The sequence below is a fragment of the Nonomuraea angiospora genome (assembly GCF_014873145.1).
In the GTDB taxonomy this organism is placed as follows: Bacteria; Actinomycetota; Actinomycetes; order Streptosporangiales; family Streptosporangiaceae; genus Nonomuraea; species Nonomuraea angiospora.
In genome coordinates this window covers 4,358,163-4,373,066 of the sequence record NZ_JADBEK010000001.1, presented here as the reverse complement: position 1 = coordinate 4,373,066, position 14,904 = coordinate 4,358,163, and the positions used below count along the sequence as shown (strand labels likewise).

The following is a 14,904-nucleotide window of genomic DNA, read 5'->3' as shown; positions in this document are numbered from 1 at the left end:
CTGGGCCGTGCGATGGCCTGGGCCGTGCGATGACCCGGGCCGTGCGATGATCGGCGCCATGCGTGCGCCCGCTTCCGGTCTGACCGAATTCCCCGCCGTGCCCGCCGACGTCCGCCTGATCGACCTGGCCTGGAACGACCTCACCGAGGTGCCCGCCTGGGTGGCCGGGCTCACCGCGCTGGAGGAGCTCAGGCTCGACGGCAACCGGCTGCGCTCCCTGCCCGACCTGTCGGGGCTCCCCGCGCTGCGCGCGCTGCACCTGGACGGCAACGAGCTGACGTCCTTCCCGGGCTGCCCGCCGAGCCTGGAGACGCTCTTCCTGTACGGCAACCGCGTCGGCGCCATCCCCGACCGGCTGAGCCCCGCCCTGCGCCACCTCGCGGCGGGCGGCAACGGGCTGACCGGCGTGCCCGCCTCGCTCTGGAAGCTGACCGGCCTCGAATCCCTCAACCTCGCCGAGAACGCGCTCACCGAGGTCCCGCCCGCGATCGGCGGGCTGGCCCGGCTGCGCATGCTGGACCTCGGGCACAACCGGCTCGACTCCGTCCCGTCCGAGCTGGGCGACCTGGACCTGACCGACTACCTCTACCTGAGCGACAACCGGTTCACCGAGGTGCCGGAGGCGATCGGGCGGCTGGACCGGCTCGCCTACCTCAACCTCACCGACAACCGGATCACCCGGCTGCCCGAGTCGCTGGGGCGGATGGCCGCGCTGGTGGAGCTGCGGCTCTACAACAACCGGCTGGAGTCGCTGCCCGAGTCCATCGGCGGCCTGGCCGGGCTGCGGGAGCTGCACGCGCAGGGCAACCGGCTGACCCGGCTGCCCGCCTCCGTCGCCGAGCTGGGCGAGCTGCGCGTGCTCGACCTGCGTAACAACCACCTCCGCGAGCTGCCGGACCGCCTGCCGCCCGGCCTCAGGCACCTCGACCTGCGCAACAACCGGCTGCGCGAGCTGCCCGCGAGCCTGCCCCCGCTGGACAAGCTCGACCTGCGGTGGAACAAGCTCGACGGCGAGCCGGAGGTGCTGCGGCGGCTCCGCGATCAGGGCTGCGTCATCCTGCGCTGATGAAATCGCTCCGGTTTTGGGCTGGTTCGGGGTGAACCGGGGTGATCGAGGGTGCGTACCTCCGCACATGACGACATTTCCACGTCTGGCCGCTTTCGCGCTGCTGGCCGGACTGGTCGCCGGATGCTCCTCCTCAGGGGGCTGGGGCGACTACGTCGCAGCGGGCGAAACGCAGAAACCAGCGGCAATCCTCACCGTTGAGCAACTCTCCGCCAAGGTCGGCTGCAAGCCGAAGATGCAGGTCGAGGCCTCCGACCTCCGCACCGGCTACTGCAAGACCAAGGCGGGCCAGTTCTTCGTCAACACGTTCGCCAGCGAGAAGCTCAAGGACGAGTGGATGGACCGGGCGCCGGAGTACAACCCGCACCTGGTCGGCCCGCAGTGGACCGTCCTGGGCCCGCTCGAGGTGCTGGAGCAGCTGAAGGAGCCGCTGAGCGGCGATCTGCACCTGATGGACCACAGGGTCTCCCAGACGCCGGCGCCACCGAAGTAACCAATGGGTATGGGGTGAACCGGGGCCGGTGGGCCCGCGTACCTTCGCACATGACGACACTTCCACGTCTGGCCGCTTTCGCGCTGCTGGCCGGACTGGTCGCCGGGTGCTCCTCAGGGAGCGCGGGCGGCTACGTCGCAGCAGCCGGAAAGCAGGGCCACGCCGCCCCCCTCACCGTCGAGCAGCTCTCGGCCAAGGTCGGCTGCAAGCCGAAGATGCAGGTCAACGCCGCCGAGATCCGCACCGGCTACTGCAAGACCCCCGATGGCGAGTTCTTCGTCACGACGTTCAAGACGCAGGCGGGCAAGGACGCCTGGATGGACGCCGCCCCCGAGTACAACCCCCACCTGGTCGGCAACCTCTGGACCGTGCTGTCCAGTCGCAAGGTGCTCGACCTGCTGAAGGAGCGGCTCGGCGGCGACCTCCACCTCACTGATCACCGTACGAAGCAGATGAAGACCATCGGCTAGCGAAGCCTCAGCAGCTCGTACTGGGCCCAGACCTCGGCCGGGGCCGCGACGCGGTCCAGGAACGTCAGGCCGTCCATCCGGCAGTCGCAGGGGTTCTGCTCCCTGGTGTTCTGCGGATAGCTCCCGCCGATCTTGATGCCTCTCGGGTCCGTCGCCGAGGTGACGTCCGGCTCGGGGTCGCCATCGACGCCCCACGGGTCGCCGGTGACCGAGTAGGACCCGTCGAGCGGGCGGCCGTTCCTGTAGAGCTTCATCGTCCCCGTGTCGAAGTCGAACGTCGCGGCCAGGAACACCCACTGGTCCCGGGGCAGCACCTCCTGCCAGGGCTTGTTCGCGGCGAACGTCTGGGAGGCGCTGCCGTCCACGCGCCGGGCGAGCGCCACGACGCGCAGCTCGCCGTTCACCGTGATGAGCTCCAGCAGGGCACGGACGTCGTGCCCCTGGGAGTTGCCGCTGAGCACCCCGGCCAGGCCGATCGCGTTGAAGAAGTCGGCCGGGTCCTCGGTGTTGGAGTTGGGCGCCGGGCCCTCGCCCAGCATCTTGAACCAGCCCATGACGGTCACGCCCTTGACGCCGTTGAACGCGCGCAGCGTCGGCACGCCGTCCGCGCCGTAGACGCCGGCCTTCCAGTCGTCGTTGCCGGCCGTGTCCGGGGAGACCTGGCGGGTCTGCAGCGCGTACGTGCTGCCCCGGTAGGCCTTGTCGGCCACGCGCATGGCGGCGCCGCCGTTGACCAGCGTGATGTTCGTGCCGGACAGGCCCTGGTCCTGCTCCTGGGCCGGGTCGGCGGGCAGCGGGTGCTCGAAGTCGTACGCGGCCACCACGTTCTTGAGCAGGGTCGGCAGCACGTCCGGCGGGGTCCAGCCGGCCTTGGTGATCTTCCAGATCTTCCCGTTCGCCTTGGACAGCACGTAGAGCTCGCCCGCGCCGTCCCGGCCGAAGCGCAGGTCCACGCGGGTGCTGCCGGCCAGGTCCTGCATGGTCAGCTGCCTGCCGGACGCGTCCACCAGCCGCGGCTTGTGGATCGTGGCCCGGCGGCCGGTGCGCTCGTCCATCTCGGAGGCGACGGTGAAGAAGACCTGGCCGTCCACGATGTCGCCGAACAGGTACTTGCCGTACAGCAGCGGCAGCTTCTGGCCGCGGTAGACGAACCCGCCGGTGACGGCGTGGCCGCTGTCGGAGGTGCAGGAGTGTCCGGGCGGCGGGTCGTGGTCGTAGGCGGCCACCGGGTAGGTGTAGCCGTACTGCGCGTCGTCGTCCGGCAGCGTGTAGAGGTGGCAGCGGTCGGTCTTGCTGTAGGTGAACGAGCCCTCGCGCTCGCTCCAGCCCAGGTTGTCGCCGGCGCCGACGTCGTAGATGGCCTCGATGGCGTGCTCGCCGATGTGGCCCAGGAACAGCCGGTTGCCGGCCTGCGGGTCCCAGCTGAAGCGGTGCGGGTCGCGCATGCCGTAGGCGTAGATCTCGCCGAGCTTGCCGGCCTGGCCGGCGAACGGGTTGGCGGCGGGGATGCCGTACCTGCCGTTGGCGCCGTTCGTGCCGGCCGGGTCGATCCTGAGGATCTTGCCCTGCGGGATGGCCAGGTTCTGCGGGTCGTCGCTGGAGGCGCCGCGGCCGCCGTCACCGGCGGCGACGTACAGCAGGCCGTAGTCCTTGCCGCCCCTGCGGGCCGTCGGGTTGAAGTCGATCTGCTGGATGCCGTGGATCTGGCCGTTGAAGCCGAGCCGCAGCACCTCCCTGTGGGTGCCGGAGAAGACGTTCGCCTTCGGGTCGGCGGCCGTCCACTCGGTGATGACGCCGTGGAACCTCGTGCTCGGCTGCGGCGTCAGGTCGGGGGTCTTCGTGGTCAGCGCGGCGCCCCACTCGGTGTGGACGGTGTAGAACTTGCCGTTGCCGGCGAATTCGGGGTGGAAGGCGGCGAAGCCGAACCCGCTGCCCAGGCCACGCCCGGAGACGAAGTCGGGCGCGAAAGCGGCGCCGACGTCCAGGTATTCGCGCGGCACGCCCTTGTCCAGGAAGTAGAGCTTGCCGTTGAGGTCGTTGACGAACAGGCGGCGCGAGCCGTCGGGCAGCTCGCCCAGGTAGTTGATCCGCGCCCAGCGGACCAGGCGGGTGTCGGTCGGCTCGGGAGTCGTCTCGGTCTTCGGGAACGAGGCGAACTCCTCCAGCGTCAGCGTCAGCGCCGAGGCGGCGGGCTTCTCGGGGATGGGGTCGTCGACAGGGGTCGGGTCGGCCTGCGCGGCTGCCGGCGGCGCGCATAACGCGGTCACCAGCACCGCGGCGATCAGGCACCGGAGGGGTTTCGGCATACCTGCTCACCACCAGGGGAGTCGGGGGCTATTGATCGGCGCTGTCGCAGGCCGGGGTGCCCTTGACGGTCATGTCGCGCATCCTGCCGATGTTGTCGAAAGAGCCGAAGCCGACCCGGCCCGACGCGAACGTGCGGTCGGTGGCCGTGATCAGCGGCGTCGTGGCGCCGTCCAGGTAGACCGCGATGCGGCCGGTCTCGGCGCAGTGGGTGACGCGGACGCGGTGCCAGTCCGTGTCGGTGACCGCGGGCGGCGCGCCCACCTGGCCGTTCCACTGGTCGTCGATGCGCAGGCGGTCCGCGTTGTTGACGACGAAGATCCCGTTGTGCGGGTAGATGGTGTTGTCCTGAGAGAGGTGGACGTAGTAGAACTCCGTGTCCGACCGGTAGCCGAACACGATGATCACGTCGCGGTTGCTGACGCTGGTCGGGGTGTCCAGGCGGACCTGCGCGTCGATCCGCACCGAGCCGAACTCGGGGCCCGTCTTCAGCACCGCGTACTCGAAGGGCCGCCGCGGGCCCGGCCGGGCGACGCCGGCCTCGGCCAGGATCACCTGGTCGCCGGGGAACTGCCACTTGGCGGGTGTGACGGGCGCCCAGTTGCGCCCGTCGTTGACGTGCTTCACCTTGGCGTGGCCGGGGCCGCAGTCAGGGGCTGCGGTGCCGGCCTGCGCGGGGATCGGTACGGCCAGCGCGAGCATGGCCGTCAGGACGAGGGTGCGAAAGGCTGACATCCGGGATCCTCTCGCCGGGTGCGCTCTCGTAAGCGCTTCCGAAAGCGCTTACGTGTAGAAGGTAGCCCGGGTGATCAGCCTGTCAAGAGGGCCGGTGAACCGGCGTCAAGGCGGCGGTGGGGCCGTGGAGGCGCGTACGACCAGCTCGTGCGTGGTGCGGCGGCGGCGCGGGCGCGAGGCGGGCGGTTTGAGAACTAGCTCAAGCGCTTGCTTGCCCATCTCGACCATGGGCAGCCGGACCGTCGTGAGCGCCGGATAGACGTCGCGCGCCACCGGCACGTCGTCGAACCCCGCCACCGAGATCTCCCCGGGCACCCTGCGCCCGTTGTTGAGCAGCCACGACAGCGCGCCCACCGCCATCGGGTCGTTGAGCGCGACCACCGCCGTCAGGTCGGGATGCGCCCGCATCAGCCGGGCCGTGGCCGCCGCGCCGCCCTCCCTGGTGAAGTCGCCGTGCACGACGGGGAACGAGCGCCAGTCGAGCCCGGCCGCGGCGAGCGCCGCCCGCAGCCCGGCCAGCCGGTCCTCCACCGTGGTCAGGTTGGCCGGGCCGCCGAGCACGCCGAGGCGGCGGTGGCCCAGATCGAGCAGGTGGTGCATGAGCGTGGAACCGCCGGCCGCGTTGTCGGGCAGCACGGCGTCCACCGGCAGGTGGTGGCGGCCGATGACGGCCACCCGGCCGCCCGCCGCCGTGAACGAGCGCACCTCGGTGGCGATGTCGGCCTCGGTCGCCGCCTCGACGTAGCCGGACCCGGCCAGCACGATCGAGGTCACGCGGTGGGCGCGCAACGCCCGGACCCTGGCCAGCTCGGCCCGCGGGTCGCGCTCGGTCTGGCTGATGAGCGCCATGTAGCCGCGGCTCTCGGTCTCGCGCAGCACGCCCCTGGCGATCTCGCCGAAGTAGGGGTCGCCGACGTCGTGCACGATCAGCCCGACCATGGACGCCTGCCCGCCGGCCAGGGCCCGCGCGTGGCTGTTGGGCACGTAGCCGACCTGGGACGCGACCGCCTGGACGTGGGCGGCGACCTCGGCGCTCACGCCGGTGCTGCCCGTCAGGGCCCGGGAGGCCGTGGCCAGCGAGACCCCCGCGGCCTTGGCCACGTCGAGGAGTCGGGGTGGATGAGGTCGCTCGGTCATGCGCTGCGAACCCCCCTTGTCCGGGGCTGAATCCCGTGTAATCGTAACCGAAAGCGCTTACGTAAGCGCTTTCGTGGCGCCTCTTCTGACGGGGGACACCTCGATGGCAAGAGTTCTCAAGAGCCTGACGATCACTTCGATGTGCGCTTTGGCCCTGACCGCCTGCGCCAAGACCGACGAGCCGGGGACGGCTCAGCCGGCGGGGCAGCAGCAGGGTCCGGTCAAGATCGGCATCTCCCTTCCACTCACGGGCGACTTCGCCGAGCCCGGCAACGGGATCAAGGACGGCTACCAGGTCTGGGCCGACCGGGTGAACGCCAAGGGCGGCCTGCTGGGCAGGAAGGTCGAGCTGATCTTCCGCGACGACGCCTCCGACCCCAACCGGGTCAGCTCCGACTACGAGTCACTCATCACCCAGGACAAGGTCAACCTGGTCTTCGGGCCGTTCTCGTCGCGGCTGGTGATCCCGGCGGCGAAGGTCGCGGAGTCGTACAACATGCTGTTCGTGGAGCCGGCCGGGGCCGCCAAGGAGGTCTTCGAGCAGGGCTTCAAGCGGCTGTTCTACGCGGCGCCCGCGATCGCCAGCGACCACTACAACTACCTGGCCGACTACCTCATCAAGCTGCCGGCCGACCAGCGGCCGAAGACGGCGGCGTACGCGAGCCTGGACGACCCGTTCGCCCAGGGCACCGCGTACGGGCTGCGGGACAAGCTGGCCGCGGCCGGGATCAAGACGGTCGTGGACGAGGTCTACCCGCCCGAGACCACCGACTTCTCGCCCATCGCCGCCAAGATCGCCGCGGCCAAGCCGGACATCGTGGTGGGCGGCACCCAGTTCGAGGACTCCGTGGGCCTGGTGCGCGCGCTGCAGGAGCTGAAGGTGCAGCCCAAGCTGGCGGCGTTCTCGACGGGGCCGACGGAGCCGGAGTTCGCCGCCGCGGTGAAGGGGGCGGCCGAGAGCATCCTCTCGCCCGTCGGCTGGTCGGCCACGGCCACCTTCACCGGCAACCAGGAGATGATCAAACGCCACAAGGAGATGTTCAACGGCGAGGCGAACGAGGACACCGCCAACGGCTTCACCGTCGGCCAGGTCGTCGAGGCCGCCGTGAACGCCGCCAAGTGCGTCGACGCCACCAAGGAGTGCCAGGACAAGCTGGCCGACCACATCAGGCAGGGCACGTTCGACACGGTCGTGGGCAAGCTCTCCTTCGACGACCAGGGCAGGCCCGAGCAGGCGCACATGATCCAGCAGTACGTCGGCGGAAAGGTCGAGATCGTGCTCCCCGAGCAGGCCAAGACGGCCGACCTCGTCTACCCGAAGAAGCCATGGTGAGCCTGCTCCTGCAGGGGCTGGCCCTGGGCGTGCTGACCGGCGGCCTCTACGCGCTGCTGGCCTCCGGCCTGTCGCTGTACTTCGGGGTGATGCGGGTGGTCATGGTCGCCCACCCGGCGTTCCTGTTCCTGGCCGCCTACCTGACCTACACCGTCCACACGACGCTCGGCGTGGACCCGTTCCTGGCGCTGCCCGTCACCGTGCCGCTCTTCTTCGCGCTGGGCGTGGCGGTGCAGCGGCTGCTCATCGCGCGGCTGGCGCCGGACAACCTGGCGATGATGTCGGTGCTGCTGACGTTCGGGATCGCGCTGACGATCGAGGGGCTGCTCGGGACGATCTACACCGGGTCCTACAAGTCGGTCAGCATGGGGTACGCGACCAAGTCGCTGACGATCGGCGGCGTGCACCTCCCGTACGACAAGATCATCGCCTTCCTCGTCGCGGCGCTCACCCTCGCGGTGCTGTTCGCGGTGCTGGTCAAGAGCCGGTTCGGGCAGGCGCTGCGGGCCACCATCCAGCACCGGGAGGCGGCCCGGCTGGTCGGCATCCGGACCGAGCGGGTCGCCGGCTACGGCTTCGGCGTCGGCCTCGCCACCGCGGCCGTCGGCGGCACCGTGCTCGCGCTCATCACGCCGTTCTTCCCCGCCTCGCACTGGGTGTGGATCGGCAAGCTCATGGCCATCATCGTGGTCGGGGGGCTGGGGAGCGTGACCGGCGCGGCGCTGGCGGCCGTCCTGCTCGGCGTGGTCGAGGGCCTCGTGCTGGTGACCGTGGACGCCACCTGGGCCACGACGATGTTCTACGTCTTCCTCTTCCTGACGCTGCTCGCGCGCCCCCAGGGGTTCTTCGGAGGCCGGCTTGCGCATCGCTTCTAGAGGGATCCCGCTGCTGGTCGCCTGCCTGGCGCTGGCCTATCCGTGGCTGGTCCCCAACTACTACCTCGTGTACGCGGGCGCGCTGACCGTCATGTACGCGGCCATGTCCACGTCCTGGAACCTGCTGGGCGGTTTCACCGGCTACGTCTCCCTCGGCCACTCGGCGTTCTTCGGCCTCGGCGCGTACGGGACCGGCCTGCTGATCGTGCGCCTGGGCGTGCCGTGGGTCGCGGCCCTGCTGGTGTCGGCCGTCGCCGTGACGGTGTTCGCCGTGTTCGTCGGCGTCGCGGCCGTGCGGGTGCGCGGCGCGTCGTTCGTGATCGTGTCGATCGCGCTCGTGTCGATGATGAACCTCGTCGTGCAGGGCTGGCGCTCGCTCACCGGCGGCTCCACCGGGCTGCAGGTCCCCTCACCCTTCCCCGACCTGCACCGGGGGCAGACGCACATCGTGTTCTTCTACCTGTTCCTGGCGCTGCTCGGGCTCGCGCTGCTGTCCTGGTGGTACGTCTCGCGCTCCCGGTTCGGCGCCGGCCTGCGGGCGATCAGGGAGGACGAGGACAAGGCCGAGTCCCTGGGGGTGCCGACGGGGGCGTACAAGGTGACGGCCTTCGCCCTGTCGGCCCTGTTCGTGTCGCTCGCCGGAGGGCTCTACGCGGTCTGGTTCGGCAGCCTCGACCCGATCTTCGTCTTCTCCATCCTCATCGGGTCGTACATGGTGCTCATGAGCCTGCTCGGCGGGGTCAGGCACCTGTTCGGGCCGCTGCTCGGGGCGCTCATCGTGGCCCCGGCGGGGGAGTACTTCCTGATCGCGCTGGGCGAGACCCAGATCCACCTGACCGCCACGGGCCTGCTGCTCGTGCTGGTCGTGCTGTTCATGCCGGACGGCATCCTCGCCCGGTTCACCAGGAGGCGCGCCGGGCCCTCCATCCCGGACGAGACGGCCGAACAGCGGCTCCAGGAGGTGACCCGATGACCTCGCTGCGCACCGAGGGGCTGACCAGGTCGTTCGGCGGGGTGCTCGCCGTGGACGGCGCGAACGTCGAGCTCCAGGAGGGCAGGATCAACGGCCTGATCGGGCCCAACGGCTCCGGCAAGACCACGTTCTTCAACATCGTCACCGGCATGATCAAGCCGGACTCCGGCCGGGTGCTCTACCGCGACCGCGACATCACCCGCCACTCGCCGCACCGCGTCGCGCACGCCGGGATCGGCCGCACCTTCCAGCTCTGCCGCGTCTTCCCGCGCCTGACCGTGCTGGAGAACATGCTGGTCGCCGTCCGCCGCAGCCGCCTGCGCGAGCTGCTGGCCGGGCTGCGGGACCGGGGCGAGGTCGAGCGGGCCCGGCACTGGCTGCGGCGCATGGGCATCGAGCACCTGGAGGACGCCGAGGCCCGCGACCTGTCCTACGGCCAGCAGAAGCTGCTGGAGCTGGCCGCCGTCCTCATGGCCGAGCCCGAGCTGGTGCTGCTGGACGAGCCGGCGGGCGGGGTCAACCCGGCGCTGATCGACCGGATCGTCTCGCTCGTACGCGACCTCAACGCGGAGGGCCGTACGTTCCTCGTCGTCGAGCACAACATGGACATGGTGATGGGCATGTGCGACCACGTGATCGTCTTCGACCGGGGAGCGCCCATCGCGGCCGGCCCGCCCGCCGAGGTGCGGGACGACCCGCGCGTGCTGGAGGCGTACCTCGGTGTCTGAGACCGTCCTTGCCCTGGAAGACGTCGAGGCCGGTTACGGCAGGGCGGCGCCGGTGCTGCGCGGCCTGACCGTCACCGTGCGCGCCGGCGAGGTCGTCTGCCTGGTGGGGCCGAACGGCGCGGGCAAGTCCACCGCGCTCAAGGTCGCCAGCGGGCTGCTCGCGCCCCGGTCGGGGCGGGTCCTGCTGGCCGGTCAGGACGTGACCGGCCTGTCGCCGCAGCGCCTGCTCGCGCTCGGGCTCGCCCACGTGCTGCAGGGGCACAGCGTGTTCCGCGAGATGACCGTGGCCGAGAACGTGAGGCTCGGTGGCTTCACCGTGCGCGACTCCGCGAAGCTTCAGACCCGGATGGAGGCGGTCAAGGAGCTGTTCCCCGTGGTGGGCGAGCGGTGGGGGAGCATGGCCGGGCTGCTGTCGGGCGGGCAGCAGAAGCAGGTGGAGTTCGCGCGGGCGCTCATGCTGGAGCCCTCCGTGGTGCTGCTGGACGAGCCGTCGATGGGCCTCGACCCGCGTAACACGCAGGTGGTCTTCGATCAGATCGACCTGATGCGCCGCACGGGCGTCGCCGTGCTGCTGGTGGAGCAGAACGCGCGCCGGGCGCTGGAGATGGCCGACGTCGGGTGCGTGCTCGACCTCGGCCGTGTCCACATCTCCGGCCCCGCCCGCGAGCTGGCCGCCGACCCCCGGCTCGGCCGCCTCTATCTCGGCGGCGCCCCCGCCACCTAGCCGTGGGTGAGGAGGGTGCCCTCCACCCGGACGCGCTTCCTGAACACCCAGTACGTCCACCCCTGGTAGACCAGCACGAACGGGAGCGCGATCAGGCCGATCCAGCTCAGCATCGTCAGCGTGTACGGCCCGGAGGCCGCCTCCGCCAGCGTCAGGCCGGGGAACGGGCGCACGCGCAGCTCCATGAAGACCGCCAGGGTCGACAGCACGATCGCCCCCGCCGTGGCCGCGAAGGCCCAGCCCTCGCGGCGGCGCCAGATCAGCGCCGTGGCCGCCGCCAGCGCCGCCATGGCGGCCAGCGCGGGGAACGTGCCCAGGCTCGACAGGGCGGCCACGGCCACCGGGATGGCCACGCCGCTGGCGGCCATCGCCACGACGCGGGCGCGGCGGCGGACCGGGCCGGTGGTCTTGAGCGCCAGGAAGACGGCGCCGTGCAGGGCGCACACCGCCAGCGAGAACGTGCCCCCCAGCAGGGCGGCCGGCACGCTGTCGAACAGCAGGTCGGCGAAGATCGCCCCCCACAGGAACGCCGGGAGCGCGCTGCCCACCACGATGCCCAGGTCGCACCAGCGCGGGTCGTTCACCTTGCCGCGCCACTCCAGGCCGACGCCGCGCACGATCAGGCCGACCAGGACGAGCGTCACCGGCAGGTAGAACGAGCTGAACACGCCCGCGTACCAGGCGGGGAACGCGGCGAACATGGCGCCGACGGCGGTGATCAGCCACACCTCGTTGCCGTCCCACACCGGGCCGATGGTCTGCAGGCTCTGCCGCTGCTCGCCGGGGTTGCGGCTGACGAGCGGGGCCAGCAGGCCGACGCCGAAGTCGAAGCCCTCCAGCACGAAGTAGCCCGTCCAGAGGAAGGCGATGATGACGAACCACAACTCGATCATTGTCTGCTCCCTCAGTACATCAGCGACGGCTCGCGCCGCTCGGCGGCGGCGGGGGTGGGCGCCTGCTCCTCGACGCCCTTGCGGACATGTCTGGCCAGCAGGACGACCTCGGCCACGGCGAGCGCGCCGTACAGGAGCGTGAAGATCGTCAGGGACGTGGCCACCTCGGCCAGGCTCACGCCCGGCGACACGCTGGAGGCGGTGAGCAGCTCGCCCGCGACCGTCCACGGCTGGCGGCCGATCTCGCTCAGCAGCCACCCGGCGATCACCGAGAGCAGCGGCAGCGGCAGGGCCAGGAGCATCGCCCGCGACAGCCATCTCGGGAACTCGCGCCTGCGCCGGGTCAGCCAGAGGCCCAGCACCGACAGGCCCACCGTGGCCATCCCGAACCCCATCATCACCCGGAACGACCAGAACACGACCGGCTGGTCCGGCCGGTAGTCGCCCGGGCCGAACTGCTGCTCGAAGCGGCGCTGCAGGTCCTCGGTGCCCTGGACGGTGGCGTTCGGGTCGTGGGCGGACAGGAAGCTGAGGACCTTGGGGATCTCGATGCCGGGGACGAGGGAGAAAGCCGCCCCGGCCGTGTCGTGCTCCAGGCCCTCGGCGGAGGCCAGCTTCATGGGCTGCTGCTCGTACATCAGCCTGGCCGACATGTCGCCGGTGCCGGCGACGACGGCGCCCGCGAGGGCCGTCATGACGAGCGCGGCGCGGGCGGCGTTGCGCCACATCGGGGCGCGCGTCCTGAGCAGCCAGTAGCCGCTCACGGCCAGCACGAAACCGCCCGCCACGATGAACGCCGCCCCGATCACGTGGGGCACCTGGGCCACCGCCGTGGAGTTGGTCAGCACGGCCCACAGGTCGGTCATCCTGGCCTTGCCGTCCACGACCTCGTAGCCGACGGGGTGCTTCATCCAGGCGTTGGCCGCGAGGATGAAATATGCCGACAAGTTGGACCCGATGGCGGCCGCCCAGATGCACGCCAGGTGCGCCTTCTTCGGCAACCGGTCCCATCCGAAGATCCACAGCCCCAGGAACGTGGACTCCATGAAGAAGGCCAGCAGCGCCTCCATGGCCAGCGGCGCCCCGAAGACGTCGCCGACGAACGTGGAGTATTCACTCCAGTTCATCCCGAACTGGAACTCCTGCACGATGCCGGTGACCACGCCCATGGCGAAGTTGATCAGGAACAGCTTCCCGAAGAACTTCGTGAGCTTCAGGTAGTGCTCTTTTCCTGTCCGGTGCCAGGCCGTCTGCAGGCCCGCCACGAAGATCCCCAGACCGATGGTCAAGGGCACGAACAGAAAGTGGTACACGGTGGTCACCCCGAACTGCCACCGCGCCAGGTCAAGTGCGTCCATCTCCCCGCCGACTCCCTGAGCTCTACAGCTTGTAGTTTATCTACTTGAAGTAGTACTACAGCTCGTAGAGCAACGCGATGCGAGCTTGGTCACACCGCTCCCCGTTGGTTGTTGCCGCATCGAGGATCCCGTGCGGGCGGGCCCCGGCGCGTCCGCCGCCGGGGTGACTCGGGGGTACGCCTACCGGTCGACGGCCATGGCGGCCAGGTACGCCTGGAGGTTGCCCAGCTCGAATCCGCGGCGCTCGATCTTGTCGACCAGGATGCGGAAGTCCCTGGCCAGGTTGGGACGGAAGTGGAGGAGCAGGATGTCGCCCGGACGCAGGCGCTTGTCGGGCACCTGGTAGGCGATCTTGCCGCCCGGCTGGACGGTGGCCGTCCAGAGGAGGACCGCGTCGATGCCGCAGCTCTTGGCGGCCCTGAGCGTGTCGGTGTTGTAGTTGCCGAACGGGGGCCTGAACAGCGTCGGCCTGGTGCCCAGCTCCTTCCTGATGACCTGGGAGGAGCCGCAGATCTCGCGGCGCTGGGCGTCCTGGGAGAGCAGGCGGAGGTTGGGGTGGGTGAGGGTGTGGTTCTCGATGGCGACGCCGGCGCTGCGGAGCTGCCGGAAATATCCCCATTTACCGGCACCTACGTATTTCCCTGGGCCGCCGGCCGGATCCGGGGTGCCCTTGGCCTCCACGGCGTCGCGCATGGCGAAGGCGGTGATGGGGATGCGCCGGTCGCGTACCTGCTCGACGAAGCCCGGATCCTGCTCCCAGCCGTCGTCGATGGTCAGGAAGACGACCTTGCGTCTGGTGGGGATCGAGCTGATCACGGGCGGCAGGCCGCCGGCGCGCTCGACCGGGCGCACCTCGCCCGTGCGCGGCTGCTCGCCCGGTGGGCCGTGCGGGGTGGCCCTGGGACGTGCGGACGTGCTCGGGGAACTCGTGGAGGAGGCGGAGCCGGGCCGGGGGACGCTCGCGGTCTCGGCGGGGCTGCACGCGGCGACGAGGGCCAGCACGCAGGCGACGGCGGCCGGACGGGGCAAGATCTTCAACGCGCGCATGGGGCCCCATCTTGCCAGGCATGATCCGCAACTCTGGTCTTCCTCTGGCAGGTGTTGCCCTTATCCGGCCGGTCCCGGCTGCTTAGAGTGGCGACATGAAGGTGGCGGGCAGCGCCGTGATCGGCGTTCAGAGGGATCAGGTGTGGGCCGCGCTCCAGGATCCGGCGGTGCTGGTGAGCACCATTCCGGGGTGCGAGCGCCTTGAGGAGACCGGGCCGGACACGTACCGGATGACCGTGAACGCGGGCGTGGCCTCCATCAAGGGCGTCTACCAGGGGGAGGTGTCGCTCACCGACCCGCTGGCGCCCGAGAGCTTCACGCTCAAGGCGCGGGGGCAGGGGGCGCCCGGGACGGTGGACGCCACCGTCGTGGTGCGGCTGAGCGAGGTCGACGACGGGACCAGGGTCGACTACGACGCCGACGCGGTGATCGGCGGGATGATCGGCGGGGTCGGGCAGCGCATGCTGGGGTCGGTGGCCAGGCGGACGGCGGGGGAGTTCTTCGCGGCCGTGGAGGATCACCTGCGCGCGGCGGTCGCCCCCGCCGAGGCCGGAGCCCAGGCGGGCGCGGTGAGCCCGGTGGCCGCTCCTGTCTACGACCGGCCCCCCAGGCAGCACACGCAGACGCGGCCGTGGGTGATGCTGGCGTCGTTCGGGATGGGGGCGGGCGTCGCGCTCGCGGGCGTCGCGGTGGGCTGGCTGTTCGGACGGGCCTCCCGGCGAACATGAGGGCTCTCGCGGAAAAGGATCTCCAGGCGTAGCGTGGCTG

Annotated in this window: 15 protein-coding genes; 9 read left to right on the top strand and 6 right to left on the bottom strand. The window is 70.7% G+C overall.

Annotated elements, in window-relative coordinates:
- Positions 1 to 58: 58 nt before the first annotated feature.
- From H4W80_RS19720 to H4W80_RS19710, 3 genes are all read left to right on the top strand, one after another.
- Positions 59 to 1,066 (top strand): leucine-rich repeat domain-containing protein, encoded by a 1,008-nt coding sequence (locus H4W80_RS19720; protein ID WP_192786442.1) that lies wholly within the window; start codon positions 59 to 61, stop codon positions 1,064 to 1,066.
- Between the two features lie 67 nt (positions 1,067 to 1,133).
- Positions 1,134 to 1,559: a hypothetical protein gene (locus H4W80_RS19715; RefSeq protein ID WP_192786441.1), complete on the top strand. Its 426-nt coding sequence runs from the start codon at positions 1,134 to 1,136 to the stop codon at positions 1,557 to 1,559.
- A 50-nt stretch (positions 1,560 to 1,609) separates the two neighbouring features.
- On the top strand, positions 1,610 to 2,029 hold the full coding sequence (locus tag H4W80_RS19710; protein ID WP_192786440.1) for a hypothetical protein: 420 nt from the start codon (positions 1,610 to 1,612) through the stop codon (positions 2,027 to 2,029).
- Here H4W80_RS19710 and H4W80_RS19705 read toward each other — a convergent pair.
- The 3 genes from H4W80_RS19705 to H4W80_RS19695 all read right to left on the bottom strand — a co-directional run bounded on the left by H4W80_RS19705 (position 2,026) and on the right by H4W80_RS19695 (position 6,205).
- A complete protein-coding gene (locus H4W80_RS19705; protein ID WP_192786439.1) occupies positions 2,026 to 4,335 on the bottom strand; it encodes a PQQ-dependent sugar dehydrogenase in 2,310 nt (769 codons plus the stop codon). The two genes, H4W80_RS19710 and H4W80_RS19705, sit on opposite strands and share 4 nt — an antisense overlap.
- 28 nt (positions 4,336 to 4,363) lie before the next feature.
- Positions 4,364 to 5,068, bottom strand: a complete 705-nt coding sequence (locus H4W80_RS19700) for a hypothetical protein (RefSeq protein ID WP_192786438.1) — start codon at positions 5,066 to 5,068, stop codon at positions 4,364 to 4,366.
- A gap of 105 nt (positions 5,069 to 5,173) precedes the next feature.
- Entirely contained in the window at positions 5,174 to 6,205 is a 1,032-nt protein-coding gene (locus H4W80_RS19695; RefSeq protein ID WP_192786437.1) for a LacI family DNA-binding transcriptional regulator, read from the bottom strand.
- Positions 6,206 to 6,308: 103 nt separating this feature from the next.
- Here H4W80_RS19695 and H4W80_RS19690 point away from each other — a divergent pair, with 103 nt between their 5' ends.
- Genes H4W80_RS19690 through H4W80_RS19670 form a run of 5 tightly spaced genes read left to right on the top strand, consistent with a single transcriptional unit; the run spans position 6,309 to position 10,838 of the window.
- Complete coding sequence (locus tag H4W80_RS19690; protein WP_192786436.1) at positions 6,309 to 7,538, top strand: amino acid ABC transporter substrate-binding protein; 1,230 nt, start codon at positions 6,309 to 6,311, stop codon at positions 7,536 to 7,538.
- Positions 7,532 to 8,413 (top strand): branched-chain amino acid ABC transporter permease, encoded by an 882-nt coding sequence (locus tag H4W80_RS19685; protein WP_192786435.1) that lies wholly within the window; start codon positions 7,532 to 7,534, stop codon positions 8,411 to 8,413. Before H4W80_RS19690 ends, H4W80_RS19685 begins: the two co-directional genes overlap by 7 nt.
- A complete protein-coding gene (locus tag H4W80_RS19680) occupies positions 8,397 to 9,386 on the top strand; it encodes a branched-chain amino acid ABC transporter permease (protein WP_225963547.1) in 990 nt (329 codons plus the stop codon). The genes H4W80_RS19685 and H4W80_RS19680 overlap by 17 nt, the downstream gene beginning before the upstream one ends.
- The gene (locus tag H4W80_RS19675; RefSeq protein WP_192786434.1) at positions 9,383 to 10,114 is read left to right on the top strand and encodes an ABC transporter ATP-binding protein; all 732 of its coding nucleotides are present in this window, start codon (positions 9,383 to 9,385) and stop codon (positions 10,112 to 10,114) included. The genes H4W80_RS19680 and H4W80_RS19675 overlap by 4 nt, the downstream gene beginning before the upstream one ends.
- A complete protein-coding gene (locus tag H4W80_RS19670; RefSeq protein ID WP_192786433.1) occupies positions 10,107 to 10,838 on the top strand; it encodes an ABC transporter ATP-binding protein in 732 nt (243 codons plus the stop codon). The genes H4W80_RS19675 and H4W80_RS19670 overlap by 8 nt, the downstream gene beginning before the upstream one ends.
- Here H4W80_RS19670 and cydB read toward each other — a convergent pair.
- The 3 genes from cydB to H4W80_RS19655 form a co-directional block, all read right to left on the bottom strand.
- A complete protein-coding gene (cydB, locus tag H4W80_RS19665) occupies positions 10,835 to 11,731 on the bottom strand; it encodes a cytochrome d ubiquinol oxidase subunit II (protein ID WP_192786432.1) in 897 nt (298 codons plus the stop codon). The genes H4W80_RS19670 and cydB overlap by 4 nt on opposite strands.
- Positions 11,732 to 11,742: 11 nt before the next feature.
- On the bottom strand, positions 11,743 to 13,089 hold the full coding sequence (locus H4W80_RS19660; protein ID WP_192786431.1) for a cytochrome ubiquinol oxidase subunit I: 1,347 nt from the start codon (positions 13,087 to 13,089) through the stop codon (positions 11,743 to 11,745).
- Positions 13,090 to 13,269: 180 nt separating this feature from the next.
- Positions 13,270 to 14,136 carry a polysaccharide deacetylase family protein gene (locus tag H4W80_RS19655; RefSeq protein WP_192786430.1) on the bottom strand — a complete coding sequence of 289 codons (867 nt, stop codon included), beginning with the start codon at positions 14,134 to 14,136 and terminating at the stop codon, positions 13,270 to 13,272.
- Between the two features lie 95 nt (positions 14,137 to 14,231).
- Between H4W80_RS19655 and H4W80_RS19650 the strand changes: the two genes are divergently transcribed.
- Positions 14,232 to 14,864, top strand: coding sequence for an SRPBCC family protein (locus H4W80_RS19650; RefSeq protein WP_192786429.1), 633 nt, complete (start codon positions 14,232 to 14,234; stop codon positions 14,862 to 14,864).
- Positions 14,865 to 14,904 lie beyond the last annotated feature (40 nt).